This window comes from Bradyrhizobium agreste, assembly GCF_016031625.1.
GTDB lineage: Bacteria > Pseudomonadota > Alphaproteobacteria > Rhizobiales > Xanthobacteraceae > Bradyrhizobium > Bradyrhizobium agreste.
Genome location: NZ_JACCHP010000024.1, coordinates 20,542 through 38,925, shown reverse-complemented (window position 1 = coordinate 38,925; position 18,384 = coordinate 20,542). Strand labels below are relative to the sequence as shown.

The window sequence follows — 18,384 nt, the reverse complement described above, 5'->3', positions numbered from 1 at the left end:
TCGGATATTTGCATTTCACAAAAGAGTTTTGCCGGGCGATGCTCTGGCCGGCGCGAAGGTGTCGCCGCACGGAACAGCTCCATGAACGATCAGATTGCCATTCCCTGTGTGGTCATGCGCGGGGGTACCTCGCGCGGGCCGTTTTTCCTGGCCCGCGATCTTCCGGCAGACGCGAGGTCGCGTGACGCCGTCCTGCTGTCCGTGATGGGAGGCGGACACGACCTTGGAATCGACGGCATCGGCGGCGGCAATGCCGTCATCAACAAGGTCGCGATCGTCGGACCGGCATCGGTGCCCGGCGCCGACGTCGACTATTTGTTCGCCCAGGTGCGGGTTCGTGAAGGGATCGTCGATACCTCGCCGAACTGCGGAAACATGCTGGCGGGGGTGGGGCCATTCGCAATCGAGGCTGGCTTCGTCGCCGCCGCCGCCGATCGCACCCATGTGCGCATTCACAACGTCAACACCGGCAAGCTGATCGACGCGACGGTCGCCACCCCGGGAGGGCGGGTGACCTACGAGGGCGAGGCGCAGATCGATGGCGTGCCGGGAACGGCCGCGCCCATCGAGCTGTCGTTCCCCAACGCGGCCGGCGCACGCACCGGTCGCCTCCTGCCGACGGGACGAGCCGTCGACACGATCAACGGAATCGACGTGACCTGCCTCGATGCGGCGATGCCGGTCATGCTGGTCCGTGCGGCGGATCTGGGATGGAGCGGCCGCGAGGCCCCCTCCGACTTTGCCGACAGCAGTTTTCGTGCGCGCCTCGAGGACTTGCGGATTGAGGCTGGACGCCGGATGGGCTTTCCCAATCCCGCCTCGATGGTGATCCCGAAGCCGGTTCTGATCGCGCCCGCGAGTGGGGCGACGTTGAACGTCAGGTACTTCATGCCGCACGACTGCCATAGCGCGCTGGCGGTGACAGGCGCTGTCGCGATCGCGACCGCATGCGTCACATCAGGAACGATCGCCGCAGAGATGGCCGGAAAGCTGGCGCCGCCGGTGCCGATCACGCTGGCCCATCCCTCCGGCCAGCTCGTGGTCAGGCTCGAGCCGGGCCCGGTTGCCCGGGTGCTGCGGACAGCCCGGCGGATCTTCGAGGGCCACGTCTTCGCCCGCCGGTCACACCTACCTCATTCGGTGCTGGCGGCCTGAGTCCCGCCGCCTCCGAAGCCATTACGAAAAATCAGAGCCATGGGAGAGATGAGAATGCACAAGGAAGCGCAGGGTGGCCACGCCAACACCGAGGCGGGAAAACCCTTCTACCGGATTCTCTATGTCCAGGTGCTGATTGGCCTCGCGCTCGGTGTCCTCACCGGTCACTTCTGGCCTGAATTCGGTGCTGCGCTAAAACCCTTCGGCGACGGCTTCGTCAAGCTGGTCAAGATGATGATCGCCCCGATCGTGTTCTGCACCATCGTGAGCGGCATCACCAGCATCAGCGATTCCCGCGAGGTCGGCCGCACGCTGGTGAAATCCATGGCGCTGTTCTACCTGCTGACCGTGCTCGCATTGCTGGCCGGGCTGGTCGCCGTTTGGCTGATCCAGCCGGGTGTCGGCATGCATGTTTCCGTCAGCACGCTGGATCCGTCGGTGGCTGCGAAATTCACCAAGCAGGCCAGCGCGACCGGATTTACCGACTTCATGCTGCACATCATCCCGCATTCGTTCTTCGGAGCGTTCGCCGACGGTGAAGTGCTGCCGGTCCTGCTCATCTCCATCCTGATCGCCTTTGGCCTCAGCCGCGCCGGCGATGGGGGCGTGGTGGTGACCAAGGCGGTCGCCTCGTTCTCTCACGTGCTGTTCGTGTCCTTCGGCTTCATCATGAAGCTCGCGCCGCTCGGCGCCTTCGGGGCCATGGCGTTCACCGTGGGCCGCTACGGCATCCGCTCGATCGGCTCGCTCGGACTGCTGATCCTCACGTTCTACATCGCCTGCTCGGTTTTCGTGGTGGTCGTGCTTGGCACGCTGGCGCGACTGAACGGCTTCAGCCTGTGGAAGACCATCCGCTACTTCAAGGAAGAATTGCTGATCGTGCTCGGCACGTCGTCCTCGGAGCCGGCGCTGCCTGGCGCGCTGCGCAAGCTGGAGCAGCTCGGATGCCGCAAGGGCGTCTCGGGGCTCGTGCTGCCGATGGGCTATTCCTTCAATCTGGACGGCAGCGCGATCTATCTCACCCTGGCGTCCATCTTCATCGCGCAGGCCTGCGACATTCACCTGTCGTGGGGACAGATCGCCGCGATGCTCGGGCTGATGCTGCTGACGTCCAAAGGGGCGGCCGGCGTCACCGGCAGCGGCTTCGTCGCGCTTGTCGCGAGACTTTCGGTGATGCCGGATCTGCCCGTGACTGGCGTCGCACTGCTCGTCGGCATCGACCGCTTCATGTCGGAGGCGCGGGCGCTGACCAGCATGGTCAGCAATTGTGTGGCGTCGATCACCATTTCGCTGTGGGAGAACGCCTGCGACCGCGAGGTGTTGGCCCGTGAACTGGGCCAGGGCAGCACGCCTGCGGTCGCGACCGCGCCGACCATCGCTGTGGCACCCGTGATGCGGGAGGACAAGAGCTGGATTTCGACGACCCAATCGGCCGCGTGACGCCGCGCCGGATCTTTGCCTCAGTTGGACTTGGCGTTGTCCTTGCCGTTTTCCTTGGCGTTCTCCGCCGTCGGCGATCCGTCGGGACGCTTTCCGCCGCCCGTGATCCGCTGCTTGAGGAGATCGAGGAAGGGAGACGCCGCAGGCGACTGCCGGATCAGGCTTTCGGGATCGGGAAAGATCAGGGGATCGTCCCAGGGGCCTTGCACCATGAACGGCAATTGAAAGCCGGACGCCGTGTTGAGGCTCGCCACGCCCTTCATGTCGTATTCGCGCGCCGGCACAGAGGCGGTGCCGGTCAGCGTGATCTTGGCCGCCGGGCCCTCGATGCGGATGTCCTCGGCGGTTGCGATGCCGTCGGAGAATTTCACCGAGATCGTGAGCTTGTCGTATGGCGTCGAGCCGTTGCGGAAATTGCCGCCGCCCGACAGCGGCCGCCGCTCCAGCCGCTTCAGCAGCTGCTCGGCATTGAAGCCCGCGATCGCGCCGTTTTGCCCGGTCACGGTGGCGCTGCCGTCGAGCGACTGCACGAGGCCGAACGGGCTCGAGCCCGAAGCGAAGAGCGAGACGTTGATGTTGCCGCGGCCGGACAGCTTGTTGAGGCCGAACAGCTCGGTGGCGCAGGCCTGCAGATCCACGTCGGTGAACTGGAATTGCGCCTTGATGTCGGCGACCGTATCGGACCGCGCGATGCCGAACGAGCCTTTCGCGATCCCGCCATAGACCTGCGCCTCGCCGACCGAGAGCGCCAGCGTGCCGTTGCGTAAATTGGCGCCGATCGCGGTGCGGCCGAGCCTCGTGGGCCCGACCGTCAGCTTGGCCGCCGACAGGCGCATGTCGAGGTCGGTGGTCGACAATCCCTGGAGATCGAACAGCTGCCTGTTCCACTCGCGCGCGCCGCTCGCGAGCAGGCGGAACGTCGAGATATAAGGTGTGAAGTCGAGCGCGTCGGCGGCGAGCGTGGCCTGCAGCGTCTGCCGGCCGTTATTGGCGTAGGTCATGACGCCCTCGGCGGCATTGCCGTCGAGCTCGACATTGACATTGGTGAGCGCGATCGAGGCGCCGACGACGTTGGCGCGCGCCTTCAGCACGAAGCGGCCGAAGCCGCCGCTGCCGGGCTGTGGCTGCCCGGTCCAGCGCAGCGCGTTGCGCAAGGACGGGCTGTCCACCGTGAGCGTGCCCTCCATCATCGGGCTGGTGCGATTGGCGACGCTGCCGTCAAAGGCGAGCTTGAGCGGCGCGCTGGCGATGCGCGCCTTCAGGCCGGAGCGGTCGCCGGAGAGGGCGGCGACGAAATCGGAAAAGCTGATCGAGCCGTCGACGCGCTCGCCGCGCCAGTCGAACTGCCCGGTCGCGGCAAAGGAGCGCGAGATCGAAGGCCAGGCCAACGACAGGTCGATGTCCTCGAGCTTCTCGGTGGCATGCGTGGCAACGTCCTCGTAATCGAGCACGCCGTCCTGGATGCGGATTTCGGAGAACGAGACCTGGTTCTCGGCCCCGGGCTTCATGGTGCGTGCGATGGTCTGGATGAAGGGTGTCCAGTTGCTCTCGCCGTCCGGCTGCAGGCTGACGTGGATGCGCGGCCGCAGCAGCGTCAGGTCGGCGATCTCGAACCGTTGCAGCAACAGCGGCAGCAGCCGCAAATTCGCGGTGAGCACGTCGACCTGGAGCGCGGGAGCGCTGGTGCCGCCGCCCTTGAGGCCGACGTCACGGAAGGAGATGTAGCTCGCCGGAAGCACCGAGATGTCGATGCTGCCTGCGACATTGAGCTCGAGCCCGGTGACGTCGCGGATCTGCGCTTCGACCGCCTTGCGCAGCGCGTCGCGGTTGATGAGCCAGGAGGTCGCGATCAGGGCGATCAGCGCAATGCCGAGCAGCGCCGCGATCGGCGTCCCGAGGCGCTTCATTCCTTGGGCCATGGTCAATGGCGTGTCCTGATCGGGTTGGTCGTTGGAGCCAGAAGGGCAGGCCGCGAAAGCTTGCGTGCCGGTGCCCAGATCCTATGGTGTTAAGTGCCGCAACTTGATGGGTTTTCTTGACGCTTTCAAGGCCGCTGCACGGTTATGCCCACGGCATGGGCAGCTTCTATCACCCCGGGGCGGAGCGGAGAACCCCGTATCATTGACGGCTTCGGACGATTTCGCCTAATAATCGCCGCCAATGAGGCGCGGCGCCCGCAAGCCGAAGGTTCAGTCGAGGTTTTTTGCATGAACAAGGTCTATCCCGACGCCAAGTCGGCGCTCGACGGTATTCTAAAAGACAACATGATGATCATGTCGGGCGGTTTCGGCCTCTGCGGCATTGCCGAGGAGCTGTCGGACGCGATCCGGGATTCCGGCGTCAAGGGCCTGACCGTGGTCTCCAACAATGCCGGCGTCGACGGGATCGGCCTCAGCCGCCTGCTCGAAACCCATCAGATCAAGAAGATGATCTCGTCCTATGTCGGCGAGAACAAGCTGTTCGCCCAGCAATACCTCGCCGGCGAGCTGGAACTCGAATTCAATCCGCAGGGCACGCTGGCCGAGCGCATCCGCGCCGGCGGCGCCGGCATCCCGGCCTTCTACACCAAGACCGGCGTCGGCACGCTGATCGCCGAAGGCAAGGAAGTGAAGGAATTCGACGGCGAGAAGTACCTGATGGAGCGCGGCCTGTTCGCCGACCTCGCCATCGTGCACGCCTGGAAGGGCGACACCGCCGGCAACCTGATCTACCGCAAGACCGCGCGCAACTTTAACCCGATGATGGCGACCGCCGCGAAGATCACGGTGGCCGAGGTCGAGCATCTGGTTCCGGCCGGTGAACTCAATCCGGACCACATCCACACGCCCGGCATCTTCGTGAAGCGCATCGTCGAGGTCGGCACGGCCAAGAAGCGCATCGAATTCCGCAACACCCGCCCGCGCCCCGCCGCTTAAGCGCAACAGGAGACTCATATGGCCTGGACCCGTGAACAGATGGCCGCGCGCGCCGCGAAGGAATTGCGTGACGGCTACTACGTCAATCTCGGCATCGGCATCCCGACGCTGGTCTCGAACTACATCCCCGACGGCATGGACGTCTCCCTGCAGAGCGAAAACGGCATGCTCGGCATGGGGCCGTTTCCCTATGAGGGCGAGGAAGACGCCGATCTCATCAATGCCGGCAAGCAGACCGTGAGCGAGCTGCCCTCGACCTCGTATTTCTCGAGCGCGGATTCCTTCGGCATGATCCGCGGCGGCCACATGGATCTGTCGATCCTCGGCGCCATGCAGGTGGCCCAGAACGGCGATCTCGCCAACTGGATGATCCCCGGCAAGATGGTCAAGGGCATGGGTGGCGCGATGGATCTCGTCGCCGGCGTCAAGCGCGTCGTCGTGGTGATGGAGCATTCGGCCAAGGACGGTCCGAAGCTGCTGAAGAAGTGCAACCTGCCGCTGACCGGCGAGCGCGTGGTCGACATGGTCGTCACCGATCTTGCCGTCTTCACCATCGACAAGCACGGCACTGGCGGCATGGCGCTGATCGAACTCGCCGACGGCGTCTCGCTCGACGAGGTCAAGGCCAAGACCGAAGCCGAATTCCGCGTGGCGCTGAAGAACACGTAAGGTCGTCGTAAAGGGGCGCGCATGACGATACGGTCCGCGCGTCCCGAAGATGCCGAATTCATCGCACAAACCATCCTGTCGTCGCAGCGCGGCTACCGGCCCCGCGGCTGGTTCGACATTGCGCTCGGCTGGCCGGAAGAGCTGTGCCGTGAATTCATCGCTGCGATTGCGACCGGGCAGGCGGTGTCGATGTGGCACCATTCAAACTTCCTGATTGCTGAATGCGAAGGCCAGCCGGCCGCCGCGCTCTGCGCCGTGCCCGCGGCCGGTACCGGGCCCGCGGCATGGGCTGCGATCGAGGAGGTCGGCGCAGCGACCGGGTTGACCGTGTCAGAGCTGGAGGCGATCCGCCGACGCGGTGCCTATATCCGGAATTGCTGGGTTCAGGGCGGCGAGGGCGACTGGATGATCGAGCACGTCGCAGCCGATCCCAATTATCGCGGCCGCGGCCTGGTACAAGGCTTGATCGAATCCGCGCTGGAAAAGGGAAGGGCAGCGGGCTTCCGCCGCGCGACGATCTCATTCCTGATCGGCAACGAGCCGGCCGAGCGCGCCTACGCCAAGGCCGGCTTTGTCTTTGCGGAAGAGAAGCGCGATCCCGCGTTCGAAGCGATCGTCGGCGCGCCCGGCTTTCGCATGTTTGCGCGGACGATGTGAAACGCTGTAGCCCGCATGAGCGAAGCGATATTGGCTACGACCTCGTCGCCCGCAGCTTGCCCCATCGCGCCGAGACGCTGGCCAGCCACGACGTCTACTCGCGCACCAGGCGGAAGCCGAGATTGGCGGGCGGCACGCCCTGGGCGCAGCCGCCGGCACGGGCGTCGCGGATGAAGTCGGTGACATAGGCGCGGTGTGCACCCTCGGCGACGCGCACGCCGCAATTCACGGTCGCGCGCCCGGGATTGCCGGCGTCATCGACACGCGAGCGCACGAAGCACGTCGCGGTCCACTCCCAGACATTGCCGGCGAGGTCTTCGACGCCATGCTCGTTCGGGCCGAACTTGCCGAAGCGATAGGCCGTGGTGTCGGAGAGGTCGCGCTCGGATTCGCGCTCGTAGCGGCTGATCCAGCGCTTCGAAGGGTCGCTTGCATCGACCGGTACCCCGTCATCCCGGAATCTGGAGCCGGCGGCAAAGGCCCATTCCTCGTCGCTCGGCAGGCGGTAATGACGGCCGGTCTTGCGCGACAGCCAGCCTGCATAGGCCTCGGCGTCGTGCCAGCTCACCTGCACTGCGGGACGATCGGCGGCGATCGCCACGTCGCGATCGAGCGCGCGGCAGGCGCCATCCTGCACGCAAAGCTGATAGTCGGACGAGGCGACCTGATTTCGCATGATGCGCAGCGGCCGGGTCATCCGGATGATGCGCAGCGGCGCTTCGGCCTGCTGTCCGCCGCGGGTGAAATCGCCGGCCTCGCGATAAGAGAAGCTGCCCGCGGCGACCTCGACCAAGGCCGGCTCGCTTCCGGCGTGGCGCGTCGCCATCTCCGAGACCAGCGGCGCAACAGCCAGTGGCCCCGCAAGCCCGGCCGCACAGGCAAGTGCCAGTTTGAGCTTGAATGCGATCAGCATGGTCGTGCCCCGAAGAAGAAGGGGCCGGTTGTTCGCCGGCCCCTCTCGCTTGGTCAGTTGGTCTTGCTACCGGTCTCGAGGGCGCCTTGTGTCTGCGCCGGGATTTCCGCAGGTGCCTTCACCTGGGTCATCAGATCGTCGTTCCACCTGCCTTCGACCTTGAAGTGCGCGGTGGCGCCGAGATCGGCCGCCTCGATCAGGTTATGCGTGACATAGGCGTAGATGCCGGGCTGCTGGAACTTGTACAGCGCAGCTCCCGCCGATCCACCGCGGATGAACCAGGTCTCGAGCCCGACCTCGGGCGCGTTGCCGAACTTGCCGGTCTCCCAGACATGGTCGCCGTGGCCGCCGATCAGATGCGGACGGCTGTCGCGATTGGCCTGCGAATGCACGATCAGCACGTTCTCGCCGACCTTCGCGGTGAGCGCGTTCTTGCCGGTGAGAGCGCCGATCTTGCCGTTGAACACGACATGGGTCGGGATCAGCTTCTTCATCACCTCTTCGGTGTCGGTGAAGGCTTCGCCCGGCGATTCGTAGGACTTGAAGTTGCCCTTCTCGTCACGCGGCACGTACATGTCCTGCTCGCCGATATAGTAGACCTTGTCGTATTTCAGCGCGTGGCCCTTGCCGTCGTTCAGCCCCTCGCGTGGCAGCACCATCACGGCGCCGTTCATGCCGGAGACGACGTGCCAGGGGATCATCGGGCCGCCCGGTGCGCAGTGATAGACGAACACGCCGGTCTTGGTCGCCTTCCAGCGCAGCACGACCTGCTCGCCGGGGTTGATGAGCGTGAGCTCGCCGCCGCCGAGCGCGCCGGTCGCGGAATGGAAGTCGATGTTGTGCGGCATGGTGTTGGTCGCGGGATTGACCAGCGTCAGCTCGACGTAGTCACCCTCGTGCACGACCATGAGCGGGCCCGGCATCGAGCCGTTGAACGTCATCGCCTGGAAGGTGGTGCCCTTGTCGTCGATGACGACCTTCTTCTCCTCGACCGTCATCCTGAACTCGACGATCTTGGGGCCCTGCGTCGTGGCCTGCTCGTGCGCGTGCACGAAGGGCGGAGCGACCAGCTCCACCTTCTGACGCGGCAGCTTGAGATCGCCGGCGGCGAAAGCCGGGGTCGCCAACATCAGGGCGGTCGCGGCGGCGCTGATCAATGCGGCTCTGCGGGTGAACATCGGAAGCATCCTTCATCTGAAATGGTTTTGATGACGGAGTGCAGTGTGCGCCTGTTACGGCAAGCGTGTTTGCGCTGCGACAAGCTTCCGCCGGATTCACCTCGGCAACAGGACCTGGATTTCTCGAAGGAGCGGGATCGGCGATGCCAACTCACCGCGTCCCCAGGGGGCGATGCCGATCGAGGCCGAGCGTCAACTCGGCGGCAACTCGTTTGCATGTTCAAGCCGGATGGCGATCTCGACCGCCGCGCTCATGCGCGTGGATGAGATCGCAAGACAGGCCTTGGCGAAGGCGCTGGCAGTCAGAGCAGGTTCACGGCCAGCCAGACCAATCCCCAGATCGCCAGCGCCAGCGCGGCGAAGACGGCGGTCGCGGCAGCCAGGGCGCGCGCCGCGCCGGCGGGGGGCGGCGCGGCTGGGGCCGGCCGGAAATCGTCGAAACGCGGGATATGGCCGCGGACGTCGAGCAGGGAGAGAATGAGTTCGAGTGCGAAAAGCCTCATGGCAAACGCTCCGAATGGCCGCGATTTTCCTCACCATGGCCGGGAACCGGTGCCCGCGCTTTGCGCGAGCGCAAAGTCGCGTCCTCCGATCCGGTTTATTTGAATTCATTCCGTGATTTGCCGCGATGTCTGCGCGCGGCGGGCATTTACGAATGGGTAACTCATGAGAGCTGATCTTGCGGCGATCTACGGCGAAGAACGCCTGCCACGCTATACCAGCTATCCGACCGCACCGCATTTCACGCCCGCGATCGGTCCGGACGTTTATGCCCGCTGGCTGACGGAGCTGCCCGTGGCCGCCAGCGCATCGCTTTATCTGCACGTGCCGTTCTGCCGCGAGATGTGCTGGTACTGCGGCTGCCATACCCAGATCGTCCGCCGCGACGAGCTCATCGCCGGCTACCAGCGGACGCTGCGCAGCGAGATCGCGCTGACCGCCGAAACCATCGGCCACCGCATCAAGGTCGAGCACATCCATTTCGGCGGCGGTACGCCGACGATCATGGCGCCGGACGCGTTTGCCGAGCTGATGGCGACGATGCGCCAGGAATTCTTCGTGCTGCCCTCGGCCGAAATCGCGGTCGAGATCGATCCCCGCACATTGACCGCGGACATGGTCGAGGCGATGCGGCTCTCCGGCGTCAACCGCGCGAGCCTCGGCGTGCAGAGCTTCGATCCGGTGGTGCAGCGGGCGATCAACCGCGTGCAGAGCTTCGCGCAGACGGCATCCGTGGTCGAGATGCTCCGCGGCGCCGGGATCGAGGGGATCAACTTCGACCTGATCTACGGGTTGCCGCACCAGACCGTGGCTTCGTGCCTGGAGACGGTTAGGCGCAGCCTCGCGCTCGCGCCCAGCCGCTTCTCGGTGTTCGGCTATGCTCACGTGCCACAGTTCAAAAAGCACCAGCGCATGATCAATGAGGCCGTCTTGCCCGACGGACTTGCGCGCCACGACCAGGCCTGCGCTATTGCCAATGCGCTGAAGGAAGCCGGTTACGTGCAGATCGGGCTCGATCATTTCGCGCGGCCCGACGATGCCATGGCCGTGGCGTTCGAGCAGGGCACGCTGCGGCGCAACTTCCAGGGCTACACCACCGACCGGAGCGAAGTCCTGCTCGGCTTCGGCGCCAGCGCGATCGGGCACCTGCCGCAGGGCTATGTCCAGAACGAGGTGCAGATCGGCGCCTATGCGCAGAGCATCGCCGCCGGCCGCCTCGCCACCGCGAAGGGCTATGGCCTCACCGATGACGACCGGCTGCGCGCCGACATCATCGAACGCATCATGTGCGAGTTCGGTGCCGATCTCGGCGACATCTGCGCGCGCCACGGCGCGGAGGCCGGCGCCATGCTGAAATCGGCCTCTCGTCTGAAGCCCCTGATCTCCGACGGCGTCGTGAGGCTCGATGGCGAGCGGCTCGCCGTCGCTGGCGATTCGCGCTTCCTGGTCCGCAGCGTCGCCGCCGCGTTCGACGCGCATCTGGATCCGGGCAAGCAGCTGCACAGTCGGGCGGTGTAGCCCCCCTGTCATTCCGGGGCGCGCCTCTTGGCGCGAACCCGGAATCCATTTCATTGCACTGGTTGCTGCTCGATGGATTCCGGGTTCGCGCTGCGCGCGCCCCGGAATGACAAGCCAGCTTGCGCTCCAACAAAGAAACTCAGTCCCGCGCCGCTATCGTCGATCGGAATGGAGTTGTCCATGCCCTTCCGATCCGACGATCTGGTCGATGACATCATGCAATCGGCGCCGCACACGATCCGCGTGTTTATCGCCTTCAGGATGGCTTGTGTCGGCTGTCCGATCGCGACCTTCCACACGGTCGATGACGCCTGCCGCGAGCATGGCATCGACCGCGACACTTTCCTCGCCGCGTTGAGCGAATGCGTGCCGGCGTGAAAACGATCAGGGAATCGCGCAGGTGTGCGCGGATTCCCGGACGTGGGCGCGCTTTCGCCGTAAGCGGAAGCGCCCCTCATCCCTATCTTGAGCAGAGAGGTATCTCTTACGCCGCGCCGCTGTCGGCGCTCCGCTCCGCCAGCACGACGATCTTGTGCGGCTCACGCAGGATGATGCGCTGGCGGCCGCTCTCGACGAGGCCCTGGCTCTCCCAGCCGCTCAGGATGCGGCTGACGGTGTGCAGCGTGGTGCCCGTCATCTGTGCGATGTCCTGGCGGCTGATCGGGAAGTCGATCTCGATGCCGTGGTCGAGCTTCTTGCCGGACTGCTTGGCGAGGCGCAGCAGCGCGTGCGCGATGCGTTGCTCCACCTGTTGGGTCGACATTTCCAGGATGCGGGTGTGACTTTCCTGCAGCCGCGTGCCGACGGTCTGGAGCGTGTTGGCGGCAAGCGCCGGGAACCGCTCGACCAGCCGCGGCCAGGCCGAGGTCGGCCAGATCAGCACGACGCTGTCATCGACCGCCATCGCCGTCGCCGGATACCGCGCGGCTCCGATCGCCATCGCGAGCCCGAACGTCTCGCCGGGCGTGACATAGCGCACCACGATCTGCTCGCCGGCCGGCGTAGTCTTGGCCGCGCGGACATGGCCGTGCAGCAGCAGGAAGAAGCACTGCGCGTCCGCCCCCTGCATGGCACTGTTCTTGGGATAGCGTGCCGAGCGGGCCTCACGCAGGATCTCGTCGAGAGCTTCCGGCGTCATCCCCGCAAACAGCGGCAAATGCGCAACCAGCGATGTGTCGACCTTGGCCATTCTGCCTCCCTGACAACAGGGAGTGTGATGGCACCTGCAATCGTCAGGTAGTTTGCGTTAGCGCAAAACGAGGCGGTCCGGCGGGCAGTATTTTTCCAAGCAACGGTCTGAATTGATTGGAGTTGACCCCATGGCTGGCGCCCGATCCCGCAACTTTGCGGGCTGGCCGCTGTTTGCGAACAGCTTTCGCCCCTTTTTCCTGCTCGCCGCAGTCCAGGCGGCGCTGTCGATCCTGGCCTGGCTGCCGATGTTCTACGGCGAATTGTCGGTGAGCTCCGCATTCGCGCCGCGCGACTGGCACATCCACGAGATGCTCTATGGCTTCCTGCCCGCTGTCATCACCGGGTTCCTGTTCACCGCCATCCCGAACTGGACGGGGCGCCTGCCGATCCAGGGCGCGCCACTCGCGGCCTTGTTGACGGTCTGGCTTGCCGGGCGCGTCGCGGTGACGCTGTCGGCGAATACCGGCTGGGCGTTTGCGCTCGTCGCCGATGCCGCGTTCCTGGCATTGGTCGTTGCCGCCGCGACGCGCGAGATCATCGCGGGCGGCAACTGGCGCAACCTGCCGGTGGTGGGGCTGGTGCTGGTTCTGCTCGCCGGCAACGTCGCCTTCCATGTCGAAACGCACTACGAAGGCGCGGCCGACGTCAGCATCCGCGTCGGCATCGGCGTGGTCATTTTGCTGATCGGCTTGATCGGCGGCCGCATCATTCCGAGCTTCACCCGTAACTGGCTGGTCAAGTTCAATCCCGGCCGTCTGCCGGTGCCGTTCGGACGATTCGACGGCGCGGTGATCGGCTTGAGCGCGCTCGCGCTGATCGCATGGATCGCGGCACCGCTGAACACGGTCACCGGCGTCGCGATGGCGGTGGTTGGCGTGCTGCATCTGGTTCGGCTTGCACGCTGGGCCGGCGATCGCACCACGCGGGAGCGGCTGCTGTTGATCCTGCACGTCGGTTATGTCTTCGTGCCGCTCGGCTTCATCCTGAACGCTGTGGCCGCCTTCGGCGAGCTGCCGCCGAGCGCCGGCATCCATGCCTGGATGGCCGGTGCGGCGGGAACGATGACCCTCGCGGTGATGACCCGCGCCAGCCTCGGCCATACCGGACAGGCCCTGACGGCTTCGCCGGCGATCCAGGGAATCTATGCTGCAATCATCATCGCAGCCCTGGCCCGCGTCGCTGCCGTGGTGTTGCCCGCGTATAGCGGCGTGCTGCTGCATATCGCCGCCTGCGGCTGGATTCTCGCTTTCCTGGGATTTGCCGTCGCGTTCGGCCCGTTGCTGGCCGGCAGCGGGCGGCGGGCGCTCGCCACGATGGGCGTGCCCGCTTCGCCGACCCAGGCCTGAAGGACCGCCGAGCGTTCCGCAGCCATGGTGCCGTCGCGGCGGCGCCCCACGGAAGTCTCAATCGAACCGGTTCCTTCCCTGCCGCGTCCAACCACGATGGCGAGGCATCTCATCGCGCGCGTCCGGCTGGCGGCGCGGCGATACCGGCAGGAGGGACTTCATGCGCATCACAGCCAAATGTTTGGCAACCACCGGCCTGGTCCTGGTGACCACGGCCCTCGCACCGCCGTCATGGGCGGCCAACGTGGACGCCACGTCCATGATTGACACCGTGACCGTCTATCCCGACGGCGCCACCGTCACCCGCGTCATTGCCTTGGATCTCGCCTCCGGCGATTCGACGCTGGTGGCCAAGGATTTTCCGCTCTCGCTCGATCCATCTTCCCTCCGCGTCGAAGGCGAGGCGGGCGCCAAGCTCACCATCGGCACGATCGATGCACGCCCGCCGAAGGCCGCGCCGCCGGTCAACCTGCCCGAGCTCGACAAGCGCATCGAAGCGTTGAGGGATCAACGGGCCGATCTGCAGGGTGCGATCGACTCGGCCAATGCCCGGCGCAAGTTCGCACAGCATTTTGCTGAGGCTTCACCGGCCGGCCTCGGCGAGAAGGGCGAGGCGCGCCCGATCACCGAATGGCGCGCGGCCTTTGCCGCGGTCGCCGAGGAGGTCGCGACCGCCGACAGCGCAATTCGCGATGCTACGCGAAAACAGCGCGAGCTCGACCGCCAGATCGCGGAATTGGAAGCCGAGCGCTCGGCCAAGCCGCCGAGCAAGCTGGAAGTGCGGATCGACGTCGCCTCGGCCGCTGCGACCAAGGCGACGCTGCGCGTGACCTATGCCGTGCGCAACGCGCGCTGGGTGCCGCTCTACGACGCCCGGCTCGATACCGGCGCCAAGGATCGCAAGCCGCAGCTCGAACTGGTTCGTCGCGCCGAGGTGACGCAGTCCACCGGCGAGGACTGGTCGAACGTGACGCTCGGCGTCTCCACGACCCGCATCAGCCGCGGCGGCAGTGCCCCGGAGCTGCATTCACTGATCGCGCAATATCCACAAGTGCCGAAGCCGCTGGCAGCAGGTTCGGTCTCCGATCTGGCGCGGCCGGCGCCAACCGCCCGCCAGCGTTCGGCGCAGTTCGAGCCCATGTCCAAGGTCGCAGAGGCGACCGAGCGCGCCGACGAGCAGCAGGCTGTCGCCGAGATCGGCGACTTCCAGGCCACCTTCAAAATTCCCGGCCGCGTCAGCCTCGGCGCCGCCGAGGGGGCCAAGAGCCTGCGCATTGCGGCCATGACCGTGCCGGCCGATCTCGCCGTCCGCGCAGCGCCGGTGCTGGACCCGACCGCCTTCCTCGAAGCCAGCTTCAAGCAGAGTGACGACACGACGCTGCTGCCGGGCAAGGTCGCGATCTACCGCGACGGCACCTTCGTCGGCCGCGGCAAGATCACAGCGTCCGCCAAGGACGACATCGTGCGGCTCGGGTTCGGCGCCGACGACAAGGTCAGGATCGAGCGCGCCGTGCTCAAGCGCAACGAAGGTTCGGCCGGCCTGCTCGTGGCGACGTCGAAGACCGACGAGCGCGCGTTCAAGACCACGATCCGCAACGGGCATGATTTCCCGATTCGCGTCGCGATCGAGGATCAACTGCCGGTCAGCGAGAACGAGGACATCGTCGTCGAGATGCTGCCCTCGAGCACCCAGCCGACCGCAAGCAACATCCGCGACAAGCGCGGCGTGCTGGAATGGTCCTTCGACGCCAAGCCCGGCGAGATCAGGGACATCAACTTCGCCTGGCGCATCCGCTGGCCGAAGGACAAGAGCATGGTGATCGTCCCGGCGGGGTAGGGCGGTTGGCCTGAAGTTGAATCGAGTTCGGCCGGCAGCAGTGCTCTCTCCGTTCCCTCCCCCCTTGTGGGGAGGGGCAGGGAGGGGGGTGCCACACGGGGATTCTATCCGTCGCGCAACGGGCTCGATGCATCGCCGGTCACTGCCACCTTTTGCTGGGCTACCCCCCTCCCTAGCCCTCCCCCACAAGGGGGGAGGGAACGCACCTCTGTCGGAGCGCCAGCGAGGTCATCAGGCCTTAGGGTACCGCCCGCATCGACTGCGGCAGCACGTACGGCACGCCGTCTGTCTGCTGCACGACCGCGTCGATCTCAAACACATCCCGGATCCTCTCGCGTGTGACGACTTCGGCGCGGGGGCCGTCCGCGGCGAGCCTGCCGCCGGCCAGCACGACCAGCCGGTCGGCAAAGCGGATCGCGAGATTGAGATCGTGCAGGATGGCGATGACGGCAGTGCCATTGCCAGCGCGGCGGCGCGCCGCTTCGACGAGGTCGATCTGGTGACGCAGATCGAGGCTCGAGGTCGGCTCGTCCAGCAGCAAAAGCCCGGGGCCGTGCTCGGCCTCGCCGCAGGCGAGCTGCACCAGGACGCGGGCGAAATGGGCGCGCTGCTGCTCGCCGCCTGACAGCGTCGGCAATTGCCGCTCGCAGAAATGCGACAGGCCGACCTCGTCCAGCGCGGCGTCGACGAGCGGCTCGGCCTCGCGCAAGCTGCGCTCGCCCGCGCCCATCAGCACGATCTCCTCGACGGTGAAGGGGAAGGTGACATTGACGTGCTGGGACAGCATGGCGCGGCGCGCGGCGAGCTCGCGCGGCGTGAAGCTGCCGATGTCGCGCTGCTTGAGCCGCACCTCGCCGGCGCTCGGGCGAAGATCGCCGGAGAGCAGCCGCAGCAGCGTCGATTTGCCGGCGCCGTTCGGGCCGATGATGGCGACCATCTCGCCGGCCGCAACCGACAGGCCGACGCCATCGAGCAATGTCGCGCGGCCGGCGCGCTTGCCCAAGTGTCGTGCTTCGAGCACCGCGGTCATAGCGCGGCGAGCCCGCGCTGCCGCAGCAGGATGAAGAGAAAGACGGGTGCGCCGACGGCCGCCGTCAGGATGCCGATCGGCATCTCCGCCGGCGCGACGATGGTGCGTGCCAGCGTGTCGGCGCCGACCATCAGGATTGCGCCTGATAGCACCGAAGCCGGCAGCAGCAGGCGATGCGCCGGGCCGATCACGAGGCGGAGCAGATGCGGCACGACGATGCCGACGAAGCCGATCACGCCGCTGATCGACACCGCGACGCCGGTCATGGCCGAGATCATTACGATCGAGATCCGCTTCAGACGCTCGACGTCGACGCCGCCGTGAAAGGCGTCGGCCTCGCCGAGAACCAGCAGATCGAGACCGCGGGCGATGAAGGCGCAGGCCGCTAGTCCGGCAATGAGGACCGGCGCGAGCACGGCGGCCTTGGTCCAGGTCGCCCCGCTCATCGAGCCCAGCATCCAGAACGTGATGTCGCGCAGCTGGCGGTCGTCGGCGATGAAGACCAGGAGGCCGATGCCCGCATTGGCGATTGCCGTGATGGCGACGCCAGCGAGCAGGAAGATCGCGATCGAGGTGCGCCCTGCGCGGCTGGAGATGCCGTAGAGAATTGCGGTGGTCGCCAGCGAGCCCGCGAAGGCCGCCAGCGGCAACAGCTCGGTCTGGAGAAAGCGCAGCGCCTCGCCGAAGCGGGAATCGGTGAAGACGATCGCGCTTGCCGCTGCGAGCGCGCCGCCGCTGGAGACGCCGACCAGGGCGGGATCGGCGAGCGGGTTGCGGAACAGCCCCTGCATGATCGCGCCGGCCGCGGCAAGCAGCCCGCCGATCATCGCGGCCGCCGCGATCCGGGGGATGCGGATCGACCACAGCACGAGCTGGTCGCGGGCAGTGATGGCCGTGCTTTCGCCGGTGAGGCCCAGCGCGGCCGGCAGGCGGGAGAGCGGGATGCCGGCGGCGCCGACCGTCAGGGCGGCGATCGCGGTGACCAGCAGCACCACGAGCAGAAGCGGAATCGCGAACGATGAAGTCCGCCGTCCCGCGCTGCGTCGCGGGCTTCGCGCTTCGATCCCGACGGCCACGCTCATTGCCGGCAATTCGCCGTCGACAGCGCCGACGTGAACGCGCCGCCCTCGGCCAGGGCCGGATAGAGCTTGACCGAGAGATCGCGCGCCGCCGCCGCGGTGCGCGGCCCGAAGCCGAGCAGATAAAGCCCATCCATGGTGATGAAGCTCTTGTTGGCCGCGACCGGCGTCAGCGCAAAGCCGGGATGCGTATAGACTGCATCGGCCTGCAGCGAATCCTTGCCGCGCTCGATCGACAGCACGACATCGGGCCTTGCGGCCACGATCGCCTCGTCGCTGATGATCTTGTAGCCGTCGTAATCGTCGACCGCGTTGGCCGCGCCCGCGAGCTGGATGATCTCGTCCGCCGCGGTCTTGTGGCCCGCCACCATCGCCCGCCCGTTCTGGAGCGACATCACGAACATCACCCGCACCGGCTTCGTTACCTTGGCGCGCAGTGCACGGAGCTGCGCAAGATCGGCGGCGACGGCGGCGCTGAGACATTCGGCACGCGCATCGACGCCCATGACGTGGCCGACCAGCCTGATCTTCTCGATCAGGCCGTCCTCGGAGAAGGTTTCGGGCACCAGCACCAGCGGCACCTTCGCCGTCTCCAGGATGTCCAAGGTCTCGCGCGGGCCCGAGCCCTGAATCGCCAGGATCAGCGTCGGGTTGAGACCGAGCACGCCCTCGGCCGAGATCTGGCGCATATAGCCGACATTGGGTTTGTCGTGCAGCGCCGCCGACGGATAAAGGCTCGTGGTGTCGACGCCGACCAGCCGGCTCTCCAGCCCGAGCGCATAGAGGATCTCGGTGATGGCGCCGCCGATCGACACCGTGCGGGCAAAATCGGCAACAGTGACCTCGCGATTGCGCGCGTCATGCACGGTGATCCCCGCGGCGTGCGCAGCAGACGCGAACGCGATTCCGCCGGAGAGCAGGAGACGGGCGAGCGTGCGGCAAAATGCCATTGCAA

Annotated in this window: 18 protein-coding genes; 9 read left to right on the top strand and 9 right to left on the bottom strand. The window is 66.4% G+C overall.

The features are described from left to right. Positions 1–81 precede the first annotated feature (81 nt). On the top strand, positions 82–1,155 hold the full coding sequence (locus HZZ13_RS29215; RefSeq protein ID WP_197962974.1) for a 4-oxalomesaconate tautomerase: 1,074 nt from the start codon (positions 82–84) through the stop codon (positions 1,153–1,155). A 54-nt stretch (positions 1,156–1,209) separates the two neighbouring features. Next, positions 1,210–2,595 (top strand): C4-dicarboxylate transporter DctA, encoded by a 1,386-nt coding sequence (dctA, locus tag HZZ13_RS29210; protein WP_197962973.1) that lies wholly within the window; start codon positions 1,210–1,212, stop codon positions 2,593–2,595. A 20-nt stretch (positions 2,596–2,615) separates the two neighbouring features. On the opposite strand, the gene HZZ13_RS29205 is transcribed toward dctA, so the two are convergent. Continuing rightward, on the bottom strand, positions 2,616–4,514 hold the full coding sequence (locus tag HZZ13_RS29205; RefSeq protein WP_197963020.1) for an AsmA family protein: 1,899 nt from the start codon (positions 4,512–4,514) through the stop codon (positions 2,616–2,618). Positions 4,515–4,802: 288 nt separating this feature from the next. Here HZZ13_RS29205 and HZZ13_RS29200 point away from each other — a divergent pair, with 288 nt between their 5' ends. From HZZ13_RS29200 to HZZ13_RS29190, 3 genes are read left to right on the top strand one after another with little or no spacing between them, the layout of a single operon-like run. Then, positions 4,803–5,510: a CoA transferase subunit A gene (locus HZZ13_RS29200; protein WP_197962972.1), complete on the top strand. Its 708-nt coding sequence runs from the start codon at positions 4,803–4,805 to the stop codon at positions 5,508–5,510. An 18-nt stretch (positions 5,511–5,528) separates the two neighbouring features. Further along, entirely contained in the window at positions 5,529–6,179 is a 651-nt protein-coding gene (locus HZZ13_RS29195; RefSeq protein WP_197948214.1) for a CoA transferase subunit B, read from the top strand. Positions 6,180–6,200: 21 nt separating this feature from the next. Beyond that, entirely contained in the window at positions 6,201–6,836 is a 636-nt protein-coding gene (locus HZZ13_RS29190) for a GNAT family N-acetyltransferase (RefSeq protein WP_197962971.1), read from the top strand. 94 nt (positions 6,837–6,930) lie between these two features. Here the strand turns inward: HZZ13_RS29190 and HZZ13_RS29185 are convergent, their stop codons facing one another. From HZZ13_RS29185 to HZZ13_RS29175, 3 genes are all read right to left on the bottom strand, one after another. Next, the gene (locus tag HZZ13_RS29185; RefSeq protein WP_197962970.1) at positions 6,931–7,749 is read right to left on the bottom strand and encodes an SUMF1/EgtB/PvdO family nonheme iron enzyme; all 819 of its coding nucleotides are present in this window, start codon (positions 7,747–7,749) and stop codon (positions 6,931–6,933) included. A 53-nt stretch (positions 7,750–7,802) separates the two neighbouring features. Further along, complete coding sequence (gene nirK, locus HZZ13_RS29180) at positions 7,803–8,927, bottom strand: copper-containing nitrite reductase (protein WP_197962969.1); 1,125 nt, start codon at positions 8,925–8,927, stop codon at positions 7,803–7,805. 302 nt (positions 8,928–9,229) lie between these two features. Beyond that, positions 9,230–9,430 (bottom strand): hypothetical protein, encoded by a 201-nt coding sequence (locus tag HZZ13_RS29175; RefSeq protein ID WP_197962968.1) that lies wholly within the window; start codon positions 9,428–9,430, stop codon positions 9,230–9,232. Between the two features lie 163 nt (positions 9,431–9,593). On the opposite strand from HZZ13_RS29175, the gene hemN reads away from it, so the two are divergent. Then, positions 9,594–10,946 (top strand): oxygen-independent coproporphyrinogen III oxidase, encoded by a 1,353-nt coding sequence (gene hemN, locus HZZ13_RS29170; protein ID WP_197962967.1) that lies wholly within the window; start codon positions 9,594–9,596, stop codon positions 10,944–10,946. A gap of 50 nt (positions 10,947–10,996) precedes the next feature. On the opposite strand, the gene HZZ13_RS37265 is transcribed toward hemN, so the two are convergent. Beyond that, positions 10,997–11,128, bottom strand: a complete 132-nt coding sequence (locus HZZ13_RS37265; RefSeq protein ID WP_283817191.1) for a hypothetical protein — start codon at positions 11,126–11,128, stop codon at positions 10,997–10,999. On the opposite strand from HZZ13_RS37265, the gene HZZ13_RS29165 reads away from it, so the two are divergent. Beyond that, positions 11,127–11,324 carry a DUF1858 domain-containing protein gene (locus HZZ13_RS29165; RefSeq protein WP_197962966.1) on the top strand — a complete coding sequence of 66 codons (198 nt, stop codon included), beginning with the start codon at positions 11,127–11,129 and terminating at the stop codon, positions 11,322–11,324. The genes HZZ13_RS37265 and HZZ13_RS29165 overlap by 2 nt on opposite strands. A 106-nt stretch (positions 11,325–11,430) precedes the next feature. Here HZZ13_RS29165 and HZZ13_RS29160 read toward each other — a convergent pair whose 3' ends face one another. Beyond that, positions 11,431–12,135: a Crp/Fnr family transcriptional regulator gene (locus HZZ13_RS29160; protein ID WP_197962965.1), complete on the bottom strand. Its 705-nt coding sequence runs from the start codon at positions 12,133–12,135 to the stop codon at positions 11,431–11,433. 130 nt (positions 12,136–12,265) lie between these two features. Between HZZ13_RS29160 and HZZ13_RS29155 the strand changes: the two genes are divergently transcribed. Then, positions 12,266–13,483 (top strand): NnrS family protein, encoded by a 1,218-nt coding sequence (locus HZZ13_RS29155; RefSeq protein WP_197962964.1) that lies wholly within the window; start codon positions 12,266–12,268, stop codon positions 13,481–13,483. A gap of 160 nt (positions 13,484–13,643) precedes the next feature. Further along, entirely contained in the window at positions 13,644–15,320 is a 1,677-nt protein-coding gene (locus HZZ13_RS29150) for a mucoidy inhibitor MuiA family protein (protein ID WP_197962963.1), read from the top strand. 238 nt (positions 15,321–15,558) lie between these two features. Here HZZ13_RS29150 and HZZ13_RS29145 read toward each other — a convergent pair whose 3' ends face one another. The 3 genes from HZZ13_RS29145 to HZZ13_RS29135 are packed head-to-tail and all read right to left on the bottom strand — an operon-like array spanning position 15,559 to position 18,379. After that, a complete protein-coding gene (locus HZZ13_RS29145) occupies positions 15,559–16,350 on the bottom strand; it encodes a heme ABC transporter ATP-binding protein (RefSeq protein ID WP_197962962.1) in 792 nt (263 codons plus the stop codon). After that, on the bottom strand, positions 16,347–17,432 hold the full coding sequence (locus HZZ13_RS29140; protein WP_197962961.1) for a FecCD family ABC transporter permease: 1,086 nt from the start codon (positions 17,430–17,432) through the stop codon (positions 16,347–16,349). The genes HZZ13_RS29145 and HZZ13_RS29140 overlap by 4 nt, the downstream gene beginning before the upstream one ends. Beyond that, the gene (locus HZZ13_RS29135; RefSeq protein WP_197962960.1) at positions 17,429–18,379 is read right to left on the bottom strand and encodes a heme/hemin ABC transporter substrate-binding protein; all 951 of its coding nucleotides are present in this window, start codon (positions 18,377–18,379) and stop codon (positions 17,429–17,431) included. Before HZZ13_RS29135 ends, HZZ13_RS29140 begins: the two co-directional genes overlap by 4 nt. Between the last annotated feature and the right edge of the window lie 5 nt (positions 18,380–18,384).

What these genes read in the sequence shown, in the direction of transcription:
- HZZ13_RS29195 (WP_197948214.1), top strand. Translation starts at nt 5,529, where the DNA reads ATGGCCTGGACCCGTGAACAGATGGCCGCGCGCGCCGCGAAGGAATTG.
- HZZ13_RS29145 (WP_197962962.1), bottom strand. Translation starts at nt 16,350, where the DNA reads ATGACCGCGGTGCTCGAAGCACGACACTTGGGCAAGCGCGCCGGCCGC.
- HZZ13_RS29135 (WP_197962960.1), bottom strand. Translation starts at nt 18,379, where the DNA reads ATGGCATTTTGCCGCACGCTCGCCCGTCTCCTGCTCTCCGGCGGAATC.
- HZZ13_RS29200 (WP_197962972.1), top strand. Translation starts at nt 4,803, where the DNA reads ATGAACAAGGTCTATCCCGACGCCAAGTCGGCGCTCGACGGTATTCTA.
- HZZ13_RS29205 (WP_197963020.1), bottom strand. Translation starts at nt 4,514, where the DNA reads ATGGCCCAAGGAATGAAGCGCCTCGGGACGCCGATCGCGGCGCTGCTC.
- HZZ13_RS29155 (WP_197962964.1), top strand. Translation starts at nt 12,266, where the DNA reads ATGGCTGGCGCCCGATCCCGCAACTTTGCGGGCTGGCCGCTGTTTGCG.
- HZZ13_RS29165 (WP_197962966.1), top strand. Translation starts at nt 11,127, where the DNA reads ATGCCCTTCCGATCCGACGATCTGGTCGATGACATCATGCAATCGGCG.
- HZZ13_RS29160 (WP_197962965.1), bottom strand. Translation starts at nt 12,135, where the DNA reads ATGGCCAAGGTCGACACATCGCTGGTTGCGCATTTGCCGCTGTTTGCG.
- HZZ13_RS29150 (WP_197962963.1), top strand. Translation starts at nt 13,644, where the DNA reads ATGCGCATCACAGCCAAATGTTTGGCAACCACCGGCCTGGTCCTGGTG.
- HZZ13_RS29185 (WP_197962970.1), bottom strand. Translation starts at nt 7,749, where the DNA reads ATGCTGATCGCATTCAAGCTCAAACTGGCACTTGCCTGTGCGGCCGGG.
- HZZ13_RS29215 (WP_197962974.1), top strand. Translation starts at nt 82, where the DNA reads ATGAACGATCAGATTGCCATTCCCTGTGTGGTCATGCGCGGGGGTACC.
- hemN (WP_197962967.1), top strand. Translation starts at nt 9,594, where the DNA reads ATGAGAGCTGATCTTGCGGCGATCTACGGCGAAGAACGCCTGCCACGC.
- HZZ13_RS29175 (WP_197962968.1), bottom strand. Translation starts at nt 9,430, where the DNA reads ATGAGGCTTTTCGCACTCGAACTCATTCTCTCCCTGCTCGACGTCCGC.
- HZZ13_RS29190 (WP_197962971.1), top strand. Translation starts at nt 6,201, where the DNA reads ATGACGATACGGTCCGCGCGTCCCGAAGATGCCGAATTCATCGCACAA.
- HZZ13_RS37265 (WP_283817191.1), bottom strand. Translation starts at nt 11,128, where the DNA reads ATGGACAACTCCATTCCGATCGACGATAGCGGCGCGGGACTGAGTTTC.
- nirK (WP_197962969.1), bottom strand. Translation starts at nt 8,927, where the DNA reads ATGTTCACCCGCAGAGCCGCATTGATCAGCGCCGCCGCGACCGCCCTG.
- HZZ13_RS29140 (WP_197962961.1), bottom strand. Translation starts at nt 17,432, where the DNA reads ATGAGCGTGGCCGTCGGGATCGAAGCGCGAAGCCCGCGACGCAGCGCG.
- dctA (WP_197962973.1), top strand. Translation starts at nt 1,210, where the DNA reads ATGCACAAGGAAGCGCAGGGTGGCCACGCCAACACCGAGGCGGGAAAA.